The 20424-nt window shown below is 69.7% G+C and carries 20 protein-coding genes and 2 pseudogenes; 14 read left to right on the forward strand and 8 right to left on the reverse strand.

Features of this window, described 5'->3' with window-relative positions; genetic code table 11:
* Positions 1-60 precede the first annotated feature (60 nt).
* On the forward strand, positions 61-1065 hold the full coding sequence (locus AB0469_RS26140) for a DUF932 domain-containing protein (protein ID WP_366453878.1): 1005 nt from the start codon (positions 61-63) through the stop codon (positions 1063-1065).
* 168 nt (positions 1066-1233) lie between these two features.
* On the opposite strand, the gene AB0469_RS26145 is transcribed toward AB0469_RS26140, so the two are convergent.
* Together AB0469_RS26145 and AB0469_RS26150 are read right to left on the reverse strand one after the other, a co-directional pair.
* Positions 1234-1884: a hypothetical protein gene (locus AB0469_RS26145; RefSeq protein ID WP_366453879.1), complete on the reverse strand. Its 651-nt coding sequence runs from the start codon at positions 1882-1884 to the stop codon at positions 1234-1236.
* A gap of 216 nt (positions 1885-2100) precedes the next feature.
* On the reverse strand, positions 2101-2433 hold the full coding sequence (locus tag AB0469_RS26150) for a DUF6354 family protein (RefSeq protein WP_366453880.1): 333 nt from the start codon (positions 2431-2433) through the stop codon (positions 2101-2103).
* A 620-nt stretch (positions 2434-3053) separates the two neighbouring features.
* On the opposite strand from AB0469_RS26150, the gene AB0469_RS26155 reads away from it, so the two are divergent.
* Positions 3054-3275: a hypothetical protein gene (locus tag AB0469_RS26155; protein ID WP_366453881.1), complete on the forward strand. Its 222-nt coding sequence runs from the start codon at positions 3054-3056 to the stop codon at positions 3273-3275.
* Between the two features lie 49 nt (positions 3276-3324).
* Here AB0469_RS26155 and AB0469_RS26160 read toward each other — a convergent pair whose 3' ends face one another.
* Positions 3325-3666 carry a DUF6233 domain-containing protein gene (locus AB0469_RS26160; RefSeq protein ID WP_366453882.1) on the reverse strand — a complete coding sequence of 114 codons (342 nt, stop codon included), beginning with the start codon at positions 3664-3666 and terminating at the stop codon, positions 3325-3327.
* Positions 3667-4264: 598 nt separating this feature from the next.
* On the opposite strand from AB0469_RS26160, the gene AB0469_RS26165 reads away from it, so the two are divergent.
* From AB0469_RS26165 to AB0469_RS26190, 6 genes are all read left to right on the forward strand, one after another.
* Positions 4265-4912, forward strand: coding sequence for a TnsA-like heteromeric transposase endonuclease subunit (locus tag AB0469_RS26165; protein WP_366453883.1), 648 nt, complete (start codon positions 4265-4267; stop codon positions 4910-4912).
* Positions 4909-6999: a transposase gene (locus tag AB0469_RS26170; RefSeq protein ID WP_366453884.1), complete on the forward strand. Its 2091-nt coding sequence runs from the start codon at positions 4909-4911 to the stop codon at positions 6997-6999. The genes AB0469_RS26165 and AB0469_RS26170 overlap by 4 nt, the downstream gene beginning before the upstream one ends.
* Entirely contained in the window at positions 6996-8174 is a 1179-nt protein-coding gene (locus tag AB0469_RS26175) for a TniB family NTP-binding protein (protein ID WP_366453885.1), read from the forward strand. Before AB0469_RS26170 ends, AB0469_RS26175 begins: the two co-directional genes overlap by 4 nt.
* Entirely contained in the window at positions 8171-9661 is a 1491-nt protein-coding gene (locus AB0469_RS26180) for a TniQ family protein (protein ID WP_366453887.1), read from the forward strand. Before AB0469_RS26175 ends, AB0469_RS26180 begins: the two co-directional genes overlap by 4 nt.
* A gap of 117 nt (positions 9662-9778) precedes the next feature.
* Positions 9779-11011 carry a hypothetical protein gene (locus tag AB0469_RS26185; RefSeq protein ID WP_366453888.1) on the forward strand — a complete coding sequence of 411 codons (1233 nt, stop codon included), beginning with the start codon at positions 9779-9781 and terminating at the stop codon, positions 11009-11011.
* Positions 11012-11208: 197 nt separating this feature from the next.
* Positions 11209-11661: a hypothetical protein gene (locus AB0469_RS26190; protein ID WP_366453889.1), complete on the forward strand. Its 453-nt coding sequence runs from the start codon at positions 11209-11211 to the stop codon at positions 11659-11661.
* Positions 11662-11714: 53 nt separating this feature from the next.
* Here the strand turns inward: AB0469_RS26190 and AB0469_RS26195 are convergent, their stop codons facing one another.
* Positions 11715-12101, reverse strand: coding sequence for a barstar family protein (locus tag AB0469_RS26195; protein WP_366453890.1), 387 nt, complete (start codon positions 12099-12101; stop codon positions 11715-11717).
* A 249-nt stretch (positions 12102-12350) separates the two neighbouring features.
* Between AB0469_RS26195 and AB0469_RS26200 the strand changes: the two genes are divergently transcribed.
* Both AB0469_RS26200 and AB0469_RS26205 read left to right on the forward strand, forming a co-directional pair.
* Positions 12351-12629 (forward strand): hypothetical protein, encoded by a 279-nt coding sequence (locus tag AB0469_RS26200; RefSeq protein WP_366453891.1) that lies wholly within the window; start codon positions 12351-12353, stop codon positions 12627-12629.
* 273 nt (positions 12630-12902) lie between these two features.
* A complete protein-coding gene (locus tag AB0469_RS26205; protein ID WP_366453948.1) occupies positions 12903-14321 on the forward strand; it encodes a hypothetical protein in 1419 nt (472 codons plus the stop codon).
* On the opposite strand, the gene AB0469_RS26210 is transcribed toward AB0469_RS26205, so the two are convergent.
* Entirely contained in the window at positions 14300-14689 is a 390-nt protein-coding gene (locus AB0469_RS26210) for a hypothetical protein (protein ID WP_366453892.1), read from the reverse strand. The genes AB0469_RS26205 and AB0469_RS26210 overlap by 22 nt on opposite strands.
* Positions 14690-14976: 287 nt before the next feature.
* Here AB0469_RS26210 and AB0469_RS26215 point away from each other — a divergent pair, with 287 nt between their 5' ends.
* Together AB0469_RS26215 and AB0469_RS26220 are read left to right on the forward strand one after the other, a co-directional pair.
* Positions 14977-15174 (forward strand): hypothetical protein, encoded by a 198-nt coding sequence (locus AB0469_RS26215; protein ID WP_366453893.1) that lies wholly within the window; start codon positions 14977-14979, stop codon positions 15172-15174.
* 120 nt (positions 15175-15294) lie between these two features.
* A pseudogene (locus tag AB0469_RS26220) lies at positions 15295-16023 on the forward strand (transposase); the annotation flags it as partial.
* A 55-nt stretch (positions 16024-16078) separates the two neighbouring features.
* On the opposite strand, the gene AB0469_RS26225 reads toward AB0469_RS26220, so the two are convergent.
* The 3 genes from AB0469_RS26225 to AB0469_RS26235 all read right to left on the reverse strand — a co-directional run bounded on the left by AB0469_RS26225 (position 16079) and on the right by AB0469_RS26235 (position 19109).
* A complete protein-coding gene (locus tag AB0469_RS26225) occupies positions 16079-16735 on the reverse strand; it encodes a helix-turn-helix domain-containing protein (RefSeq protein WP_366453894.1) in 657 nt (218 codons plus the stop codon).
* Positions 16736-16760: 25 nt separating this feature from the next.
* Complete coding sequence (locus tag AB0469_RS26230; RefSeq protein WP_366453895.1) at positions 16761-18200, reverse strand: MFS transporter; 1440 nt, start codon at positions 18198-18200, stop codon at positions 16761-16763.
* A 106-nt stretch (positions 18201-18306) separates the two neighbouring features.
* Positions 18307-19109, reverse strand: a protein-coding gene (locus tag AB0469_RS26235) for an IS5 family transposase (RefSeq protein ID WP_366453896.1) whose coding sequence is annotated in 2 segments (ribosomal slippage) — positions 18307-18770 and positions 18770-19109 — 804 coding nt in all. Because the reading frame shifts where the segments join, the coding sequence is not laid out codon by codon here.
* A 63-nt stretch (positions 19110-19172) separates the two neighbouring features.
* Between AB0469_RS26235 and AB0469_RS26240 the strand changes: the two are divergent.
* Positions 19173-19904: pseudogene (locus AB0469_RS26240) on the forward strand (transposase); the annotation flags it as partial.
* 47 nt (positions 19905-19951) lie between these two features.
* Complete coding sequence (locus tag AB0469_RS26245) at positions 19952-20374, forward strand: hypothetical protein (protein ID WP_366453897.1); 423 nt, start codon at positions 19952-19954, stop codon at positions 20372-20374.
* Positions 20375-20424 lie beyond the last annotated feature (50 nt).

Consider the following 20424-nt stretch of genomic DNA (forward strand, 5'->3'; position numbering starts at 1 on the left):
TTGTTGGTCGGCGGTGGCAGTCGACCGAGACCGGACATGCATCTCTATGAGGAGAGTTCCATGGCGCACCTGATTGAGCAGTTCAGCGACGGTACGGCGGCATTCGTGAGCGCGCAGAAGAGCGCCTGGCACCGGCTGGGCACCGTGACGACGGAGGCCCTGACGGCTGAGGACGCGATGCGTCTGGCCGCGCTGGACCGCTGGAACGTTCGTCTCGTCGGCCTGCACGCGACCGAGGTGACGGCCGAGGGCGCGACGCTGCTGGACGTGCCGAACCATCGTGCGAGCGTCCGTACCCACCCGAAGACCGGGCGCCCCGAGACGCTCGGCGTGGTGGGCCCGGATTATGTGCCGGTCCAGAACGAGGAGCACGCGGAGTTCCTGAACTACCTGGTCGACGAGTCTGGGGCTCACTTCGAGACTGCGGGTTCGCTGCGTGGCGGCCGTCAGGTGTTCCTGACGATGAAGCTGCCGCAGTCGATGACGATCGGCCGGAGCGACGAGGTGGACCTCTACATCGCCGCGTTCAACTCCCACGACGGCTCCAGCGCGTTCCGGATCGTCGTCACCCCTGTGAGGGTGGTGTGCGCCAACACCCTGCGGGCCGGGCTCCGCAACGCGAAGAGCAGCTACACGGTCCGCCACACCTCCGGCGCCCGCGGTCGCATTGCCCAGGCCCGCCAGGCTCTGGGACTCACCTTCAAGTACGCCGAGGAGTTCGAGAAGGCCGCCCAGCGCATGCTGGACGCGGAGATGACCACCCCCATGCTCCGGTCGGTCGTGGAACAGCTGTGGCCTGTCGCCAACGGCGACAGCACCCGGAAGAAGAACAACCAGCTCACCCGCTGGAACACCATCCGGAACCTCTTCGACAACGCGGACACCCAGGCAGGTATCCGGGGAACGGCGTGGGCGGGCTACAACGCGATCACCGAGTACGCCAACCACGTCGCTCCGGCCCGCGGGGCCAGCCCGGAACTGAAGGGCGCGGCCAGGGCCGAGCGGGTGATCACGGGGACCGCTGACGACGTGATGGAGCGAGCCTTCCGCCTCATGGCGGTCTAACCCACCCTGGGGTGGGGCCCAGACCAGGCCCCACCCTAAGGGAACGGGTTGCTACGCAAGAGCGTTCGCTGCCCGGACCTGTATCGCCGTGTGCTTACCGCCGCGGACGCGGCCAGCCCCCATGCCACTTCAGCGCCCCGGCCGCCGCGTCGATCCCTGCTGGCGGGGTCACCGAGTGCCCTCCGACGCATCGCGAAGCGCGTCGTTCTTCAGGTGGGCAGAGCCACTCGGCATCTCACTGCCTTCGCCGCCTCGCGCGACCTGGCGCACCTGCTCGCCCAGGAACCGGTACAGCGACCAGGCCAAACTGGTGTCCGCCGACTTGGGATAGCTCCACGGGTGGCCAACGTTGAAGAGCGCGTCGATGACCTGGACCAGATGGACGCCGGAGATAGCCACGGTCACGGTGTCGTCTTCGTTCAACGCGACCCGGCCGTGCCAGGGGTGGGCGGGGTCGGTCCAGCTGCCGGAGGCGAAGGCGATCCGGGCCAGGGAGTCGGCGGTGTCCTGGTGGCAGGTGACCCGCAGCGTCGAAAGGGTGGCCGCCACATGCTTGGTGTCGACCAGCTCGCGGACGATCACCTGCATGACCTGGTCCGTCTTGGCGTCCTTCTCGGCCTGAGCGTCGGCGGTCTCTCGCGCCTTCGACTCGGCCTCGACCTTCGCCATGGATTCAGACATGGCCTTCGCATCGGCCTCGGCGGTCGCCTTTTCGGCGGCGGCCCGCTCACTGGCCTTGCGCTCGGTGCGGTCCTCCTCACGCCATCGACGCTTCTGCTCCTGGTTGGCTGTCCACTGGTCCAGGATCTGCTTGAGCATGAGGTCTTCTCCTCCGAGCTGCGGTCGGCGGTGATACTGGTCGTGACGATGTTGCGCGGCGTAGTCACCGAGTGCCCGTGTTTTCGGAGAATTGACCCCGACCGTGCATGTTGGTTGACGCAGGCCTCCCCGCCCGCCCGAAGCCGGTCCTGGCCGCGTCCGGGAGGCCGGGATCGCTGGGGTGCGGGGGATCGCCGCCGAGGGCTTGCGGGAGGTCTACCTGAGGGAGCCGGTGTCTCGGATGGCGCGCAGAGCGGCTCGCGCGTATTCCGCAGGAGATGCGTCCGGACAATGTACGGCGGAGATCGCGGCCAGGACGGCGAGGTAGCACGGGTCTTCGTCGACCGTGTCCTCAAGGAGTTCGAAGGCCCGGGAGGCGAGCCGCACCACGCTGGTGTGGGTGGTCTTCCCGCTCTGTCCGTTGAGGTCGTGCTCCACCACGAGCCGCGCGCGGGCGTCGCCGACCTCGACCACGCGCAGCCGCCGGTCCCGGGCCCGCATGTCAGGAGCCATATCCCGGTCCAACTGACCCGTGCTGACGCCCGCCATGATCGATCCCTCCGCTCCATGGAGCCCCGCGCCCCGCCCGCACAGCACCCTAATCCGCCCCGCGGGCCGCGCACACCGCCGGTGACCTCGCAGCGGTACTGCTCGCCTACCGCCTGGAGAGGCTCACGGCCCCGGCCTGGCTCACCCTCTGCCAGCGCACCGACCCCGCCGCCACCGCCGACCTGCTGATCACCACCACGCTGCGCCGCCACGCCGCCGGGACGCGGCCGGAGACCGGCACCCTCCATGCGGCCCGCAATGCCCACGCCCTGTGGGCCGCCCTCAGAGGACCGGATCCGCAGGCCGCGGCCGCCCTCGCGGGCCCGCTCGCCGACATGCTCGCCACCCTCGGCGAGATCGGGCTGCACGACCACGTGCACAGCCGGCCTTCGGCCCTCGCGGCGCCCGCGTAGCGGCCATGGCCCCGCTCGTTGGTGCACAGTTACGGCTTACGCGGCTGCCCTCCGGTGTGGGAGTGGTGTGCACAAACGCACATACACCCATGCACTCACCCACACACTCACCCATGCATGTCCCCATGCAACGACCCATGCAACGAGCGAGCGAGCGATGCAACGAGCGATGCAACGTGGCGACGTTCCCTGTCCTGGATTCGGCAGATGGACAGGTATGTCTCCAGGCCACTCCGGTCCGGTGTCCGGGGTCCAGACGGCGGGGCCGCCCCCGCGCCACTCGATGAGCAGCGCGTCGGCCAGGTCTACGTCGTCGGGGTCGAGGCCGGCCCGGCGCAGGAACTCGAAGATGTCGCCGGGGCCGAGGGCGCGGCCGAGGATTTCGCCGTCCACGCGGACGCGGCGGCCGCCTGGTCGTCGGGCGGGTAGACGATCACGCGCAGGTCGGGGCTCATCCCTCCACCCTGAGGGGTGGCGTTCAGTCGAGCATGCCCAGTGCGGTGTCCGGGCGGCACTGCGGGCACGCGGGCACGCCCTCGGCGAGCGCCCGCCGGGCGGCGTCTACGGTGGCCGCCTTGCAGCGGGTGCGGGTGTCCCAGCACCCGCCGGTGTGGACGCGCACGGCGGGTCGGCCGGTGCCGATCCCGTGCTCGATCAGCCACTCAGGCGGCGTCGGCGCAGGCTTCCGGTCGCCGTGCGCGGCGAGCAGGCGCTCCTCGGTGGCTATCCAGTCCCGGGTGCGCCGCAGGTCCTGAAGCTGGACGCGTTCGAGGAAGCGCAGCTGCTCCAGGCGGGAGGCGCCGGGGGAGTGCTGGTCCATCTCAGGTTCCGTACTGCGCCCGTCGCTCCTCGCGGCAGGTCTCGCAGAGGGGGTTGGCCGGGGCTCCATATCGCGCACAGGTTCGATGGCAGCGTGCGCAGGGGCCGGCCTGGCTGGGCGCCCAGGTCGCCGGTCTGGGGCGGGTGGGGGCGGGCGCGGGGGTGGTCACGAGGGCTCCCTCGGGGGTGCGGAGGATGTCACTCTCATTAGAGCGCATGTTTGAATTTCGGAGCGACCGCGACGCGGCCGGTCTCACCTGTGTGGTGTGACTGAGCGGGATAGTTGGCCCTTGAGCACGCTAGTTGGCCCTTGAGCACGCTAGTTGGCCCCTGAGCGTAATGGTTGGCCCGCAGGGTAGCGGGTGGATCATCCTGATCAGGCTGTTTTCTAGGTTCTGCCGGATTCGCGGTGTTCCGTTCTGTGTCCTGGTGGCATGCCTGATGATGGTTCGGGGTGCGTGTGGTCTCACTGCTGTGGCTTCGATGAGCTGGCGGCGCTGTACACAGTTCCGTGCGGGGAAGCCGCCGACCCGAGACCGGATTGGGCGGGGCGCTGGGCTGTGACCTGGAGTGTCGGCGGATCCGAGGTCATCTGCCCCGTGCGCGAACTCGCCGCGTTCCCCTGGGAGCGTGCCCGGCCTGTCCGATCGTTCTCGTGGCGCCCGGGGCAGCGGCATCGCCCTGGTCTGGCGTTTATGGAGTCGACAGGCCGCGGGCACGGCTTCGAGAGCCTCGCCGAGCGCCGGGCGTTGACCGTCCTGGACTTCTGTGGCCAGGTCCGGGAAGTGCTGTCGCAGCCGTTCAGCTTACGGTTCTTCGACTCGGACCACCGACGGGAGCACGTCCCGGACTTCCTGGTGGCCACTGAGGGATCAACGCTGCTGATCGACGTCCGCCCGGCCCATCTGGTTAAGGAGTCGGACGTCGCCGTGTTCGCCGCTACCGGCCGCGTCGCGGCTTCCGCCGGCTGGCGGTACCTGGTGGTGACGGGCTGGCGGGACGGCGTCGCGGGCACAGTAGAGGCCCTGGCGCGTGTACGTCGTCCGTGTACGGATCCGATGCGCCTGGAGGAGCAGCTGCTCGCGGCGGCGGTCGGCCCTCGGCGTTTCGGGGAACTGGTCGAGGCGACGCCGTGGCCGGTGCCAGCCCGATCCCATCTGTTGCGCTTGTTGTGGCTGCGGCGCCTGGCCTTCGACCTGGTCAGGCCGCTCGAAGACAGCACTTGGATCTATCCGGTGGCGTCATGACAGCCGGAGCGCGTGACCGCCGACCGCTCGTCGAGGAGCTTTCCGAGCATGATCTGGGCAGGGCCCGGGTCCGGCTGGAGCACGTGATGGAGGTCGAGACCGGATTCCGCAGCGCCAGCCGCTGCTGGGCCCGGTCGGACGAGCCCCGGCCCGCTTTCAATCCGGCGACGACCAGCGTCGGGGGACGCCGACGGGCGAAGGTCACCGAGCTCGGCGCGCTGTCGGAAACCGAAGCCGCGCGACTCGGGCTGGAGTCGGTGAGCGAACGCACTCTGAAGCGGATGGCCGCCCGCTACCGGGAGTACGGGCTGGTTGGACTGGCCGACGGACGGTGGACTCGCCAGGCCGGCGGCCATCCGTCAGTGACGGCTGAGGTGGAGGAGGCGATCCGTGCGGTTCACGAGCAGTGTCTGCGCCGGTCGCGGATCAGCATGGCGTCGCGGGAGCGGTTGGTCCACCAGTACGTGCGGGAGGTGTTCCCCGGCCGTGAGGTGCGGGTGCCACACCGGACGACGCTCGCGAGGGTGTGGCGGGAGTGGTTCGGCCCTGGAGGTGCCCGCCAGCGGTACGTACGCTCCGCGGCCGCCGTGCCTGCCCCGACCGGTGCGCTGGTGGTTGCGTCGCGGCCGGGGCAGGTGGTGGTGCTGGACTCGACACCGTTGCCGGTGAAGGTCCTCGACGACGTTTTCGGTACCCCGATCACTGTGCACCTGACGATTGCGCTGGACGCGTACACGCACTCGATCGTGGCGTTCCGGCTGACGCCGGTGGCGGAGTCGTCCATCGAGGTGGCGATGCTGCTGCGGGACGTGCTCTCGCCGCTGCCGATGCGCCCGGGCTGGGGTGAGGACATGGCCTGGCCCTACCCCGGGGTGCCCGCAGCGTTGGTGGCCGACCTGGCTGGCGGGCCGGTGGCGGGGCTGCCGTTCTTTACGCCCGAGGCCATCACCGTCGACCACGGCGCCGCGTTCAAGAACCATCACCTGGTGGAGGTCGCCCGCACGCTCGGAGTGGACGTGCTGCCGGCGCGCGCGATGCGGCCGACGGACAAGGCCGCGTGCGAGCGGGCGTTCGCCGCGATCCAGTCGCTGCTGCTGGAACTCGTGCCGGGCTGGCGCGGCATCGATGTCGCCGACCGTGGCGCCGACCCGGAGGCAGATGCGGCGTGGACGGTGGCGGAGATAGAGCACCTGCTCGCCTCGTGGATCGTCGCGGTCTGGCAGAACCGCCGCCTCGACCAGCACGCCCCCGCCTGGGACCCGTCCGGCCGGCACAGCCCGAACACGCTGTTCGCGGCCGCGGCCGCGCGGGACGGCATCAGCCTGGAGATCCCGCCGCCGCAGCTGTACTACGAGCTGCTGCCGGTGCACTTCGTGAAGGTCGATCCCCGGCGCGGGGTGAAGGTCGGCGGCCTCTGGTACGGCGCGAGGAGCCCGGCCCTGGACCCCTGCCGCGGCGTCCCGGCGCCTCGGGGTGGCCAGCAGACGGGGAAGTGGGCGGTACGCCGGGACCCGCGGGACTGCCGCCAGGTGTTCATCGAGCTCGACGGCGCTTGGCACACGCTCCCGTGGAACGCCCTGCCCGAGGGGGAGACGGTGCCCGCCTTCGGTGACGCCCGGGTGGGCGAGGTCCTCAAGGAGGCGGTTCGGGCTGGGCTGCGCCCCCGTACGGACGCCGAACTGCTGCCCGTGCTGCTGGATCTGCTGGCCGCAGTCACCCCGGTCGAAGCCTGGCCGGGCCGCCCCGACGCGCGGAAGAAGGCAGCCACCCGGGCCCGCGAACTCGCCCGCGCCCGCGCCGCCCTCTCAGACCGGCCCGTCGAGCAGCCCCCGCTGGCTCCGGTCCGACGCGCTGCGCCGGGCCGGGAGGTCGCCGACGCGGTCACGGCCGACCGTGCCCGGCGCCGCCGCGCGGCCGCGGGAGACACACCTCCGGTGCCCGCCCGGGCACTCCGCGACGACGTACGCTCCCGCCTCCTCTACCCGATCGCCAGGCCTCGATCCGACCACGATGAACACGACGGTCAGGACGGCCGCTTGACCGGGGACGCCGGAGGCGGCCCGGCGGGCAGAGAGGAGAAGGGGTGATCGGCGAGATTCCGGTGCGGGACACGCTGGCGGGGTGGGGAGCATGGCGGCTTGCGAGGCATGACTTCACGCCCGCGCCGCGCATGTCCCTGGCCCGGTGGCGGGCTCTGTCCCCAGCGGCGAAGGCTGCCCATGATCTGGCCCGGGCCGCCACGCACGCGAACCTGCCGCTGTTGGGCACACCCATGAGCCGCGCGGTAGACCGGCTGTTGTCGGCGCGGATCCGGCAGAACGCGTTCAAGGCTCGGCCGGCGACCCGGTCCGGGGTGATGGTGTCCGGTGGCGGCTACCAGGGCAAGACCGAGACCGTGTGCGAGATCGCCGCAGCCTTCGAGGACTCGTGGCGGGAGCTGCATTGGACGAATCCCGAGACGGTGCCCGGTACCCGAGATGCGTGGGTGCCGGTTGCTTACGTCCAGACGCCCGTCACCGCGAAACCGAAGAGCACGTGCAAGGCGATCCTCGACTTCTACGGCGCCCTGACGAAGGGGATGGACCTACCCGAGCTCGTCGCCCAGGTGGCGGCTTCGCTTACCGATCACGGCACGAAGGTGCTGATCCTCGACGACATCACCCGGCTGCGGATGCACCGCGCCGACGACCAGGACACCTTGGACCTGATCCGGGCGTTCATGAGCATGCACGTCACCCTTGTCCTGGTCGGCGTCGACATCCCCGGCTCCGGCCTGATGGACGAGGGCCGTCCCGCCGCCGGGGTAGCTGTGAACGACCACCGCCGACGGCCCGTCAATGGGTGGGAGCCGACCCAGACCGCGCGCCGTTTTGACCTCGTCGAACTCGACCGGTTCCGCTACGACACCCCCGAGCAGATCACCGCCTGGACCTCCCACCTAGCCGGAGTCGAGGAGCACCTGCGCCTGCTCAAGGCCCGCCCCGGCATGCTCACCACCCGCACGATGCCCGAGTACCTCTACGCCCGGACCAACGGTGTCGTCGGCCTGCTGGAACGGCTCATAGAGGACAGCTGCACCGAAGCGATCACCAGCGGTACCGAGTGCCTGACCGAACCCCTCCTCGACAGCCTGCCGATCACCCTCACCAGCGTCACTGGCCGCGACGCTCAAGCGGGCGAGGTCCCTGCGGTCCCCTCCCGACCTCGCCGACGCCGCAATGGCGCATTCGATGACCAAGGCCCCACCCCGGCCACCGCATGACCGCACCATTACCCCGAAGCCTGGACCCGGCACCGGGCGAGGTTCTGCCGGGCTATCTCCTACGCCTCGCCCACCGGCTCGCCGTCGCTCCCCGGGACGTCGGCCACCTCTGCGGCCTCACCACAGGCTCGAACCTTCCCGCCCGCCACCTGGTCTGCCTCAACGATGCCCAGGCCCAGCAGGTCGCCGACGTCTGCCGCCTTCACCCCGCCGAAGTCCACGCACTCACCCTCGCCGGGCAAGCCCCCGGTTACACAGCGCTGCGCATCGACGACCCCGGGCGGCACCAGAGCCCCACCAGCATGGCGAACGACGGCTGGGTGCTCACCGCCTTCAGCCGCTACTGCCCCGACTGCCTGACCGAGACAAACCATGTCCCCGGCGGCCCCGTCTGGCAGGGCTCCTGGCGTCTCCCTCACACCTACCTCTGCGAGCGGCACAACCGACTTCTGGCCTGGCAGTGCCCTGCCTGCCAAACGCCAGCCTTCTCCAACGGCTACCGCTCGGACGGAAGATGGCGGCCCACACAACTCATCCCCGCCCCCGGGCTGCGCTTGGATCCCGCCCGCTGCCGCCACCGTACGGGAGGCGGCCGAGTCGTCACCTGCGGACAGCCCCTCGACCAGCGGACCGGACCGGCCCCGCGGCCCACCCCTGCCATGACGCACGCACACCGCCGACTGGCAGAAGCCGCCACAGCCGGGACCGATCAAGAGGTGACGAGCCTGGGGCAGCAGGTGTCAGCCCAGCGCTTCTTCAACGACGTCCGCACAACCGTCTCAGCCATCCGGGGCAGCTGGCCCGTGGCCCGCGAGGTCTTGGCGGATCCCGGGTCGATGGACGCGGTCGCGGCCCACATCGACGCTCTTCGCCGCCCGCACCCCGAGCGCACGGCGGCCCTGGGGGACGGACGGGTGGCACGGACCTTTGGACACCCGCCCGCCGACCCTGTTCCGGCGGCGGCCCTGATGGCCCTCACGGTGGCGATTCTCGACGATCCGAGCGGTTACCACACTCTCGCGCGGCTCCTGTCAGCCCTGCCCGCGACCAGCACCGTCCATATCCGGCTCCGCCAGCACGCCCCACACTGCTCATCCACCATGACCGCGGTCATCGGCAGGAGCATCCGGAGCCCCCAGACGGCAGCTGGCCCGCTCCCTCTTTTCCCTCAGCCCGCAACCCACCGGGGTCGGCTTGACCCCCGCACCATCCCTATTGTCTTGCCTGAGCACTGGGTTGCCCCGCTGGACGAACTCGACGCACCAAGGCGGCAACTGTTGCGTGACGCGCCGATCCGCCTTGTCCAGATGGTCACTGGCTACTCCCGCCGCTCCGCCGCCAGCTACCTCGGATTCCCCCTAGGGTCGCTTCACCCGGCCGCCGACCCGCTTCGCGCTTGGCAGATGCAGCCAGGCAACGCTGAGGCGTACCAAAGTGCCCTTCATCGTGTCGCCGAGATCGCCATCGCCGAAGCTCCAAGGCGATAGGGGAGGGGTCCCGAAGCCCTGAGCGTCGGAGTTGTCCATAACCCCCCGTACTCAGTCACAACTGAGCCTGCCAGTAGGTCCAGTTGAGCAAGGGGGCATGCGGCAAGATGCGGACGTATGACCCTCTCATCGCGTTTCACTCTGCCGGGCCAGGTCTGGGCCGTGGCCACCTCCGATCCCTCCGGGCCGTTGACCGTGACCGGCTACGGCGCGAATCCCCTGGTGACCGTGATCACGAGGGTCGACCTCTCAGGCAAGGTGGCGTGGCAGCGGACCTACCCCGGGACGGGCATGCCGCAATCCCGTCTGTCCACGGAGGGCACGCTGTGGGTCGCCTACCCAGATGGCGACGGCCGGCTGCTGGAAGGTGTGCAGCCGGACGGATCCTCTGGGCCCCGCGTCCGCCCGGAGTGCCGCCCCGACGAGGAGATTGGGGCGTTCGTCCTCCTCGACGACGGGTTCGTCATTTCCTGGGTCAGAGCTTCCCGCCTGGTCCGTGGGGAACGAAGCCAGCCCACATCTGTACCGGGGCCTCGCGTGGCCCGGTACACGCGAGAGGGCGAGTGCCTTTGGTCAACGCAGATCGGCCTCGGTGCGGTGTCGTTCGCGGGTGTGGTGAAAATGGGAGACCGGACCGGATGGGAGACCCAGCCGCGGAGACCTTGGATTCCGGAGGAGATCGGCGTAGACCACTGGGAGCCGCTGCTCGTATCGGCCGATCGGATCGCAGCGAGCTTGACCGATACACGGGGCGGCATCGGGCGGACGTTCTTCCTCGACCTGGACAGCGGCGAGACCGTGTCGGCCACCTCTCCCGCCCCCACGGGCCGAAAGGCGATAGCGGGTCCTGGCCAGTTCCTGATCGGATCGCAGGGCTATGGCGCGTTCACGACCGGCCATTTCGGCCGGGACGGCGCTGAAACCGCGCGCTGGGCCAGCCACGGGGCCATGCTCGTCGACAGGAATGGCAGCGTCAGCGGCCCCGAGCTCGAAAATCGTCTGCCTTCGAGATCACGTTTTCGGCGTCTCGCACCGGACAACAGCCTCGTGGACGGTCCGGCGCTGACGGGCTACTACACGTCCTACCCCGCGATGGACTGCGACGGAACCGCAGTGTTCTGGCGCGACGGCAAGCTACTCGCCGTAGACACGGACCTCGCCGGACACGAGCTGTTCGCGATGGACGACAGCCGAGCGGTCGTTGGTCGTGCGCTACTGCTGAGCGAAGGCAGCGTCGCCATCTCCCTGAACAATGAGGTCATGGTTTTCCGTACACCGCTTGGCCCCCTGGCCGAGGGCCCGTGGCCGTGCGGGGAAGGGAACCTCCAGGGCAATCCTCTGCTGAGCTGAAAATGCTGGCGTTACGCGCGCGGAGTCTGCGACTGAGCATGTAGTTGCCACTGAGCGTTGTAGTTGGCCGGAACCGCGCGAGGGGCGTCCGTGTGACGTCTACGGATCCGGCTGCGTCAGATCCTCGACCGGGCCAGGTACGCACGCGCGCGAAAAGGAGGTGCTGGCTCCGGCCTGCGCAGGCAGGATCTCTAAACATGTCCACCGACGTCAGCGGAATGATCGAATGCCGGCCAGGGGCCCGCCTATGGGGCCCCGACGACGAGGACTCCGTATGGGAGGTCGGCATCGATCTCTTCCTCCTTAACAGGGGCAACGCCTACGACGGCCTGGCCTGCCTCTTCGGAGTCCGAAACTCCTTCGGCTTCCGTCCCGTGGCGGAGGACCGTGGCTTCCCGGACGACGCCTCGGATGGGCTGCGAGGCGAGTTCGCCGGCTACGGCGGCCCCCACGATGTGCACGGGACCACCTGGCTGACCTGGGCTGAGCTGGACACCACGGACTGGCAGGAGACTGACGCCTCAGGCACACGAACCCGCGCCTCAGCCGCAGGGATCGACACCGACTGGGGCCGGGTCTGGAGCGTCATGCGCATCCTCAGTGAGGTCCACGGGGCTGAGAACGTGCGCCTTGTCGTTTGGTTCCACTGATTAGTGGCTGCGTACCGGGTTGGTCAGACTGGCCAACCATCGGCGTGAAGGGATCAGCGCAGCTTTAGAGCGCCGGGCACCTGCCGGTCGAGGATCTCCACCAGCCAGTCGAAGACCGTCAGGCCCTCGCCGGCCCGCGCCGCGGCGAGCTCCCTGGCCACGTGGGAGCGGTTCGTGTGGTGGCAGCGCCCCAGGCGGATCTCCAGTTGGCGGGCTGTCTCCGCATACCCGAGGGCCTGCTGGGAGTAAACATGGTCGTGCCACTCGACTGCGAAGTCATCGTTGTCCGGTGTGCCGAATCCGCCCCTCAGGCAGTCGTTGAAGGCGTCGAGGTTCCGTCCGAAGTAGCCGCCGGGGCCGTTGACCGCCTCCCCCATGACCAGCCAGAAGTCCTCCAGCGAGTGGATCCGCCTGCCATCCAGTACGTAGATCATCGTCACGGCGCGACGTTAGACGATGCCCTTGCATCTGAGCATCGGAGTTGTCTATCCAGGCCATCTATCGTGCTCAGTCACACGCGCGGCCGTGTCGCAGGTCACATCGGCGGGGGTTGCGGGGCTAAGGGGCCGGTGGTGTAGCGCGTGCGCGAAATCTTCCTCCATGTGCTCTGACCTGCTGATTTCTCAAGCTTGCGAGGTTAACCCCTGCGCGTTCCAGAGTGTGGATCGCACCTCCGGCCGGAGGCTGTCATGGGCATGTCTGAAATGGGTGGGGAGCCGGCTGGCGAGGAGTCGGGGCGCGCGCTGGCAGGGCCTTCGTCGGGGGAGTCGGCCCCGCGCCGTAGCCCGTCGGCCGGCCGCCGCCTGGCGGCCGGGCTGGTCAAGGTGCTCGCTGCCGAGGCGGTCGAGGCCGCGTTGTCGGAGTGGGCGCCGGGGTGGGAGGCGGCGGCTGCGGTGGGGGTTCTGGCGGCGGTCGTGCGCGTCGCCCTCCAGCTCCGCCGGGGCCGGGGCGGCCGCCCGCGCAGCTAGCCGCGCAAGGGCGCCCTGGCCGGCCCTCCCGAGGGCCGGCCGGGACGCCGGGAGTGCCACTGCGCGACGGCGCCCCCGCCGGCTGGCCGATGCCGCTGTGGTTCACCCGGCCGGGTGATGTGCGGGCCTCGCGTACGCGTAGGCGACTTGTGCGGTGGGTGTCCAACTCACGCCGAATTCAATGCTCTTGACAACTTTTCATGCAGTTAGTCATGGTTTGCCGCACGGTCCGGTGGTCGGGCCGCCCGGTGTGTGATTGGGGTGTGTTTCGGCATGGGTGTGCGGCGTGAGGTCTACGACGAGTACGAGGCGGCGGGCCGGCTGAAGGTGTCGGTGGCGGCCTGGCGCTGGGCGACGGGTTCGCGCCTGGTCCCGCCGGCGGACGCGGGGCCGGGCCGGTGGTCGCGGGCGGTGATGGAGGCCTGCGACCCCGAGGCCGTCCGCGCGGCCCTGCGGGGCCCGATCGGGGCCGGGGCGGCGGCGGACCGTCTGACCGAGGCCCTGGGGGTGCCGCTGCCGATCCTGCGGCCGAGGGTGACCGCCTCGGCGATCGGCCACCTGGTGAAGGCCGGCCTGCTGGTCTACCTCGGCGGCGAGGCCGAGTTCCCCGACGTCCACCCGGACCAGGTGGCCGCCCTGGCCCGCCGCCGGGACCTGCCCGCCCTCCTCGACCGGCACGTGCCCCTCGGCCCGGACCAGGCCGCGCGCCGGCTCGGGGTTCGTCGTACGGACTTCGATTTGATCACCGGGCGCCTGGGGTGGCTGTCGCCGGTCGGCTCCGTGGACATCGACTACAAGCGGCAGGGCGGGGTGACGACGGTTCCCCTGTACTCCGCCGAGGACGTCGCGCTCCTGGAGGTGGTCCACCCTGCGGTGGACTGGCGGGCCGTGCGCATGGTCGCGGCGGGACGGCGCTCCCCGCTCGCCGCGCTCGAACCGGTCCCCCCGGGTGGGGACCGGTTGTTGTTGGCGGGGGTGGCGCGTATCGCGGGGGTGGGCCGGGCCGCGGTGGTGAACTGGCGCCGCCGCCACCCCGACTTCCCCGCCCCGGTAGCCGGCACGGACGTGCACCCGCAGTTCGACGGCCGCCAGATCGTGGCCTGGCTCCTCACTCACGACAAGATCGAAGTACCTGTCGGGCCGACGGTCGGATCTCTGGTGGTGGCCGGGGCCGACGGCGCCGCGCGCAGTTTCCGCCTTGATGACCCGTGGCTGTCCCTGGCCGAGGACGCGGCCGACACGGACTGCTTGTCGGCGTGGGCTGGCGACGAGGACGCCGACGCCTTGGCTGAACTCGCGGCCGGAGCGTCCGGGGCCACGGTGTCCCGGCTGACCGCGCCCGGTACCGGCCCGCTCGCGGTGCTCGGCGAGGCCCGTCTCACCGAACGCTTCCGTTCGGGGTCGGGCGGCCTGCGGATCAGGGTGGAGTGGCCGGCCCGCCTGCGGGGTGCCGCCTCGGAGCGCCTGGTCGGCGGGGTGGTCCGGCACGGGACGGCGTACGCGGCCCCGGGCGGGAACTGTGGGTGCCGGCGGTTTGACTGCGGCGGGGTGGACCCGGTGGCCTGGTGCCGGGAGCACGGTGACACGGCACAGCCGGTGATTGCTCAGCTGCCCCGAGTGCGAATGGAGCCTTCACGCCAAGGTCTCGAAGTACGGGGGTGCGGGCAAGCTCAGCACTTCTCGTTCGTGTAGCTCGCCAGGTCGCTGATTATCCAGTGACCGTCCACGCGTTCCGCGACGTAGCGGTCGACGGTGGGGGGGTTGCCGGGGAATTTGAACTCGCCCGTGAACTTGTCGATCTTCACATAGTTCGTCGAGTCCTCGCAGTCCCGGATCCTTGCCGTGGGCGGGGCGGAGTCTAGGTCGACGGACTGTACCTTCGGCGACAGAACCGGGCGGCCCTTCATAACGAGGCCTTCCCCCTGAAAGTACGCGATGTTGCGTTGAATGTGCTTCAGGGCCTCGCCTCGGGCGATCGTCTTGATGTCGCCGACGCCGTCCAAGGACCCGGTTGAGTAGATCTTGAGCTCTGCGTCCCGGAACGCCAGGTAGGCGGTCATCGCCTGGTCGCTCGCATCGGTTATGGGATCCGGGGCAACGCGGACCGGCGATGAGGAGCACGACGTCAGTAGGACCGTCGAGCACAGAGCGACGGCATGCCCGGCCAGGCGCTTGCGCAGCACAGTGGAATCCCCCTCCAAAGACGGCCCCGGACCGGGCGCCGTCATCTACTTCGTATGGGTGTTGCATGACCACGATAAGCCCGCGCGCTCTTCGCCCAGAGGTGGAGACCCCGGAGCCTCGACCTCACGGCTGTGTACGGGTCACCGGCCGAGAAGGAAAACGGGTGGCTGGCCACACGAACGATCCGGCCGCCGCCTTCTCCCCGGTGCAGGTCGGTGATCCGACAACCGTGCTGGTCGTTGGTGAGCCAGTCGCCGATGGCGAGCTGACTGGGAACGGCTGGCTTCGGCCTGGCGAGCACGATGCCGTCGTCCAGCCGCACCGTACTCGGCGGTGGCTCAGCTTGTTCTTTATGGTCTGACCTCGAACGATGCCCCGAACGGGATCGCTCGTCCGGGAGTTTGCCGGACGTGGAAACGGCCTTCGTCTGATCATGTGCTCCGACCAAGGACGCACCTGAACTCGACGAAGGCCGTGGGGAATGAGCCTGCTGCACCACGATGTCCGGCGGGAGCCGTTCGCTGAAGCGTCACACTTCCGGGAGGACTTCTTCGGGTGTCTGACCACACGGCGTGACGAATTGTTCGAGCTTGTGGACGCTCTGCTGTGTGCGGATGGGCCGGTTACGGCGCCGGTGGAGCTGACGTTGTTGGCCGAGCACCGCCGTGGGCACGGCGCCCTGTACGACGCCCTCAACCACGGCCGCATCGACATCGACGGGCTGCGACGCACCCTGGCCGCGCTGCCCCAGCCCAAGGCGGCCGACGGGCGGCTCGTCCTGGCCGTGGACGTGACCAACTGGCTGCGGCCGGATGCCGAGTGCAGCGCGGACCGACTGTTCTGCCACACCTTCGGACGCGGCCGGGACCAGCACCTGATGATCCCGGGCTGGCCGTACTCGTTCGTCGCCGCTCTCGAATCGGGCCGCACCTCCTGGTGCCAACTGCTGGACGCCATCCGACTCGGCCCCGAGGACGACGTCGCCGACCTCACCGCCCGCCAGGTCCGCCGGGTGGTGGAGGACCTGGTCGCCGGCGGGCGGTGGTGCGAGGGCAACCCGGACATCCTCATCGTCTTCGACGCCGGTTACGACGCCCCGCGCATGGCCTACCTTCTCAGCGGGCTGCCCGTCGAGATCCTGGGCCGGATGCGCTCGGACCGCGTCATGCGAAGGCCCACACCCACGCAGTTGGAGTACGCCTTGGCTTACTGATCGTTTCAGAATGAATGCGGCCCGTTTTGGGGTTGCTTGGTGTGGTGGTGTGTCATTTCGGGTGGCGGGTTGGTGTGTTGGCGCGGATGAGGGTGTCGTCGGTCGCGGGGTGGGCGAGGGGTTCGGCGGCGGGGCGGAAGCCGGCCAGCACGATGGCGAGGTGGCGGCGCCAGACGCCGGGTACCTGGCCTTCGGTGTCGTCGATGAGGACGCGAAGTGCCAGGAGGCTGGCGTAGACGTCGGTGCGGGTGATCTCTTCGCGGACCCGGCCGGTGTGCTTGGCGCGGGTGAGGAGGTCGTCGACGAGGGCGAGGAGTTCGGCTCGGCGTTCGTCGGCTTCCGGGGGGATGGCTGCCCACAGGCGGGTGAGCCAGCCGTGGCGGACGGCCAGTACCGTGCCGGTGTCCCAGAGTGCCTGTTCCAGGGCTCGGTCGTCCGGCTGCTGTTCGGCGGCGCGGCGGAAGCAGTCGAGGATGGAGTCGAGGATCTCGTCGCTCAGGGCGGCGAGCAGGGATTCCTTGGTGGGGAAGCGGCGGTAGAGGGTGCCCATGCCGACTCCGGCGCGGGCTGCGATCTCTTCGACGCCGGCGTCGGGGCCGAGTTCGGCGAAGACCTCCCACGCGGCCCGCAGCAGCTTCTCCCGGTTCTGTGCCGCGTCGCGGCGCATGGCCTTGGGTTTGGCGGGTGCGGGCCGGTGGGGGGTGGTCATCGCGGGGTCAGGTCCTTGCGCTCGGTCACCGGTTCACCATGGTGAGCCGGGGCGATCCCACATTCTGGTCGCTCCGGCGGCGGCGGGCCGCCGGGATGGCGAAGGCCGCGGCGGCGGCGAGCACGGCGCTGCCGGTCAGGAACCAGAAGGTGCCGGTGTAGCCGGAGTCCTGGGGGAACGGGTGGGTGGCCGTGACCCCGGAGGACAGGATACTGGCGGCCACGGCGCTGCCGATGGCGCCGCCGATGGTGCGGATGTTGGCGTTCATGCCGCTGGCGGCGCCGGTCTGTTCTGCTGGAACGGCCTCGACGACGATGGCGGACATCGCGGAGAACGCCAGGCCGAGGCCCACGCCGATCAGGGCCGAGGCGGCGTAGATCTGCCAGGCGTGGTCGTGCTGCAGGGCGAGCATCGCGAACGGGGCGATGGTGATCAGGCTGCCGGCGATCAGCACGCGCTTGGAGCCGTAGCGGCTGGCGAGCTTGCCGGCCAGCACACCGAGGGCGAACATGCCGCCGGTCATCGGCAGCATGTAGACCCCGGACTGCGTGACGCTCGCGGTGAAGCCGTAGCCGGCGAGGTGCTTCGGGGTCTGGACCAGCTGCGGCAGGAAGGTCATCGAGGTGTACATCCCGATGCCGAAGAGCAGCGCGACCAGGTTGGTGGTCCAGACGGCCGGGATGCGCATCACGCGCATGTCGATCAGTGGGTTGTCCGAGCGCAGCTCGGTCACGATCCAGTAGGCGGCGAAGACCACTGCGGCGGCGAACAGGCCCATGATCCGCAGGGAGCCCCAGCCCCACTTCTGCCCCTCGCTGACGGCGAGCAGCAGGGCCACCAGCCAGACGGAGAGCAGCAGCCCGGCGCGCCAGTCGATCCGGCCGGGGACGCGCACCGGGGACTCGGGGACGAACAGGTAGGTGGCGATCGCGGCGGCGCAGATGAGGATCATCGGCGCCCAGAACAGCCAGTGGTAGTCCAGGTGGTCGACGATCGGTCCGGCCAGGATCAGGCCGAGTCCGGCGCCGACGGCGGTCAGCGCGGCCGTGATGCCGACGGCGCTGCGGACCTTGGCGGGCGGGAACTCGTCGCGGATGATGCCGAACGCCAGCGGCACCACGGCGCCGCCGGTGCCCTGGATGGCCCGCGCGACGATCATCAGGCCGACGGAGTGGGAGGCGCCGGCCAGTGCGGACCCGGCCGCGAGGACGACAAGTGTGACGATCAGCATCCGCTCCTTGCCGACCTTGTCGCCGATCCGGGCCAGGATCGGGGTGGCCACGGAGGCGGACAGCAGGTAGCCGGTCATCAGCCAGGTCGCGGTGCCCTGGGTGGTGTGCAGGTGCTGCATCAGGGTCGGCAGGACCGGGACCACGAGCGACTGCAGCAGCGAGAACGCGCCGACGCCGAGCAACAGCACGGCGAAGGTGAGGTTGTAGTGGGGGCGGGTGCTTGTTCTGGGCATGGGTGTGGGCTCCAGCGGAACACGTAAGCGGAGATTTGATTCCGGATACGAGGCTAGCAGAAGCGGAGATCGGACTCCGCATAGCCGGTTCCGGGCCACCAGGGGCTCATGCCATCCGCAGCCGCCGCAGGCGGATGATGCTGCAGGCGAGTTGGAGCAGGCCCTGGTGTAGGTCGGCCAGATGCTCGTAGCGGATCCGAAGGCGCTTGAACTGGTGGAGCCAGGCAAACGTGCGTTCCACCACCCAGCGGGTACGGCCAAGACCTGAGCCGTGGGCGACGCCCCGGCGGGCGATCAGCGGCTTGATGCCGCGCTTCCACAGCAACCGGCGGTACTTGTCGAAGTCGTAGCCCCGGTCGGCGTACAGACGTCGGGGCCTGCGGCGGGGTCGTCCCTGCCGGCCGCGGATCGGCGGGACGGCGTCCACCAGCGGCAGAAGTTGGGTGACGTCGTGGCGGTTCCCGCCGGTGAGCGTGACCGCGAGCGGGGTTCCATGGCGGTCGACGATCAGATGGTGCTTGGAGCCCGGACGAGCGCGGTCGACGGGTGAAGGGCCGACGTGGTCCCCCCTTTTAGGGCCCGGACGTGGGAACCGTCCACGGCACAGTCATCCAGGTCCAACAGGTCCGCACGACGCAGTTCGGTCAGCAGGGCTGCATGCAGGCGTGGCCAGACACCGGCGTCGGTCCAGTCCCGTAGTCGTCGCCAGGCTGTCACGCCGGAGCAGCCCAAGCTCGCAGGGAGGTCGCGCCAGGCAATGCCGGTTCGGAGCACGTACAGGATGCCGGCAAGGGCCACCCGATCCGGAACGCGCAGTCGCCCTGGGTGCTGGCGGCGTCGTTCGGGAGCGGGCGGCAGCAGTGGAGCGACCCGCTCCCACAGGTCGTCAGGAACAAGATCTGCACGCACGCGGACACACTGTCGACCAAGATCGCAGAGCGCAAGGCGTGCGCCGCAAATCATTCTGAAACGATCAGCTATCCCCAGGGCGGCCGACCGCCGAAGCACGGCAAGGAATTCCGTTTCGCCAAGCCCGAGACCTGGGGCGAACCCGACGCGGCGACCGCCCAGGTCACCGACCGCTACGGCACCGCCCAGGCGATGGCCTGGGATCGTATCCACCCCCGCCTCACCACCCGCTCCGCGTGGATCGACCACGACGGCAAACTACCCATCATCGAGGGGACACTGATCCGGCTGGTAGTCGACCATCTGCCAGGCGGCGGAGACCCGCTGCCGCTCTGGCTGTGGTCCTCCGCCACCGGCATGACCGGCGCCGACGTCGATCTGCGCTGGCAGGCGTTCCTCCGGCGCTTCGACCTGGAGTACACGTTCCGGATGATCAAGCAGACGCTCGGATGGACCCGGCCCAAGCGCCGCACCCCTGCAGCGGCGGACCGGTGGACGTGGCTGATCATCGTCGCGCACACCCAGCTACGGCTCGCCCGGCCGCTCGCCGAGGACGCCCGACGACCCTGGGAACGGCCAGCGGAACCGAACAGAGTCACCCCGGCCCGGGTCCGGCGAGGGTTCAGGAACCTCCGCCCGACCTTGCCCTGTCCGGCCCATGCGCCGAAACCATCACGGCTAGGACCTGGCCGGCCGCTCGGCTCGAAGAACAAGCAGCCCGCCTTCCGCTACGACGTGGGCAAGACCGGCCGACGCCCGGAGACCCTGACCGAACGCGATCGCCATAGACCGTAAGGCAGCGGTTCCGGGCCTGTTGGCTGGGCCGGGCAGAATGCAGCCCTGTGAGCCTCCATTTCGAAGTCGTCTTCACCTGCTTTCTCCAAGGCGGCACCCCCGACACGGTCCTGAACACCCTGCGATGGCACCTCGGAATGACCACTGAGCGCCCGACTGGGCTCGACCCGGACGAGCACACATACCCAGTCCTTGCCCCGGACCCTGACAGCCACCTGCCAGGAGGAGACTTCGCGACCCTGCGGCGTCAGTCCCGCGGTTTCGCGGCTCGTCGCGAGCTCTACGCGTGGGGCCTGTTCAGCCGCAACTACTGGCTCGACGACGAGATGGGCGAGCTCGTCACGATCCTCGACCTGCTCGCACCCCACATCGAGGAACCCGGCTACGGCGGATACTTCCGCGAGGAGTACGACACCGAGCCGACCGTCTTCACCTTCGAGAACGGCACCTATGGACCGCTGAAGCTCTGATCGGATCCGCTGGCTGAGCTGCCGAAGAGGTTAAAGAACAAGCTGAGTAC

It is taken from the genome of Streptomyces sp. NPDC093801 (genome assembly GCF_040701585.1).
Lineage (GTDB): Bacteria > Actinomycetota > Actinomycetes > Streptomycetales > Streptomycetaceae > Streptomyces.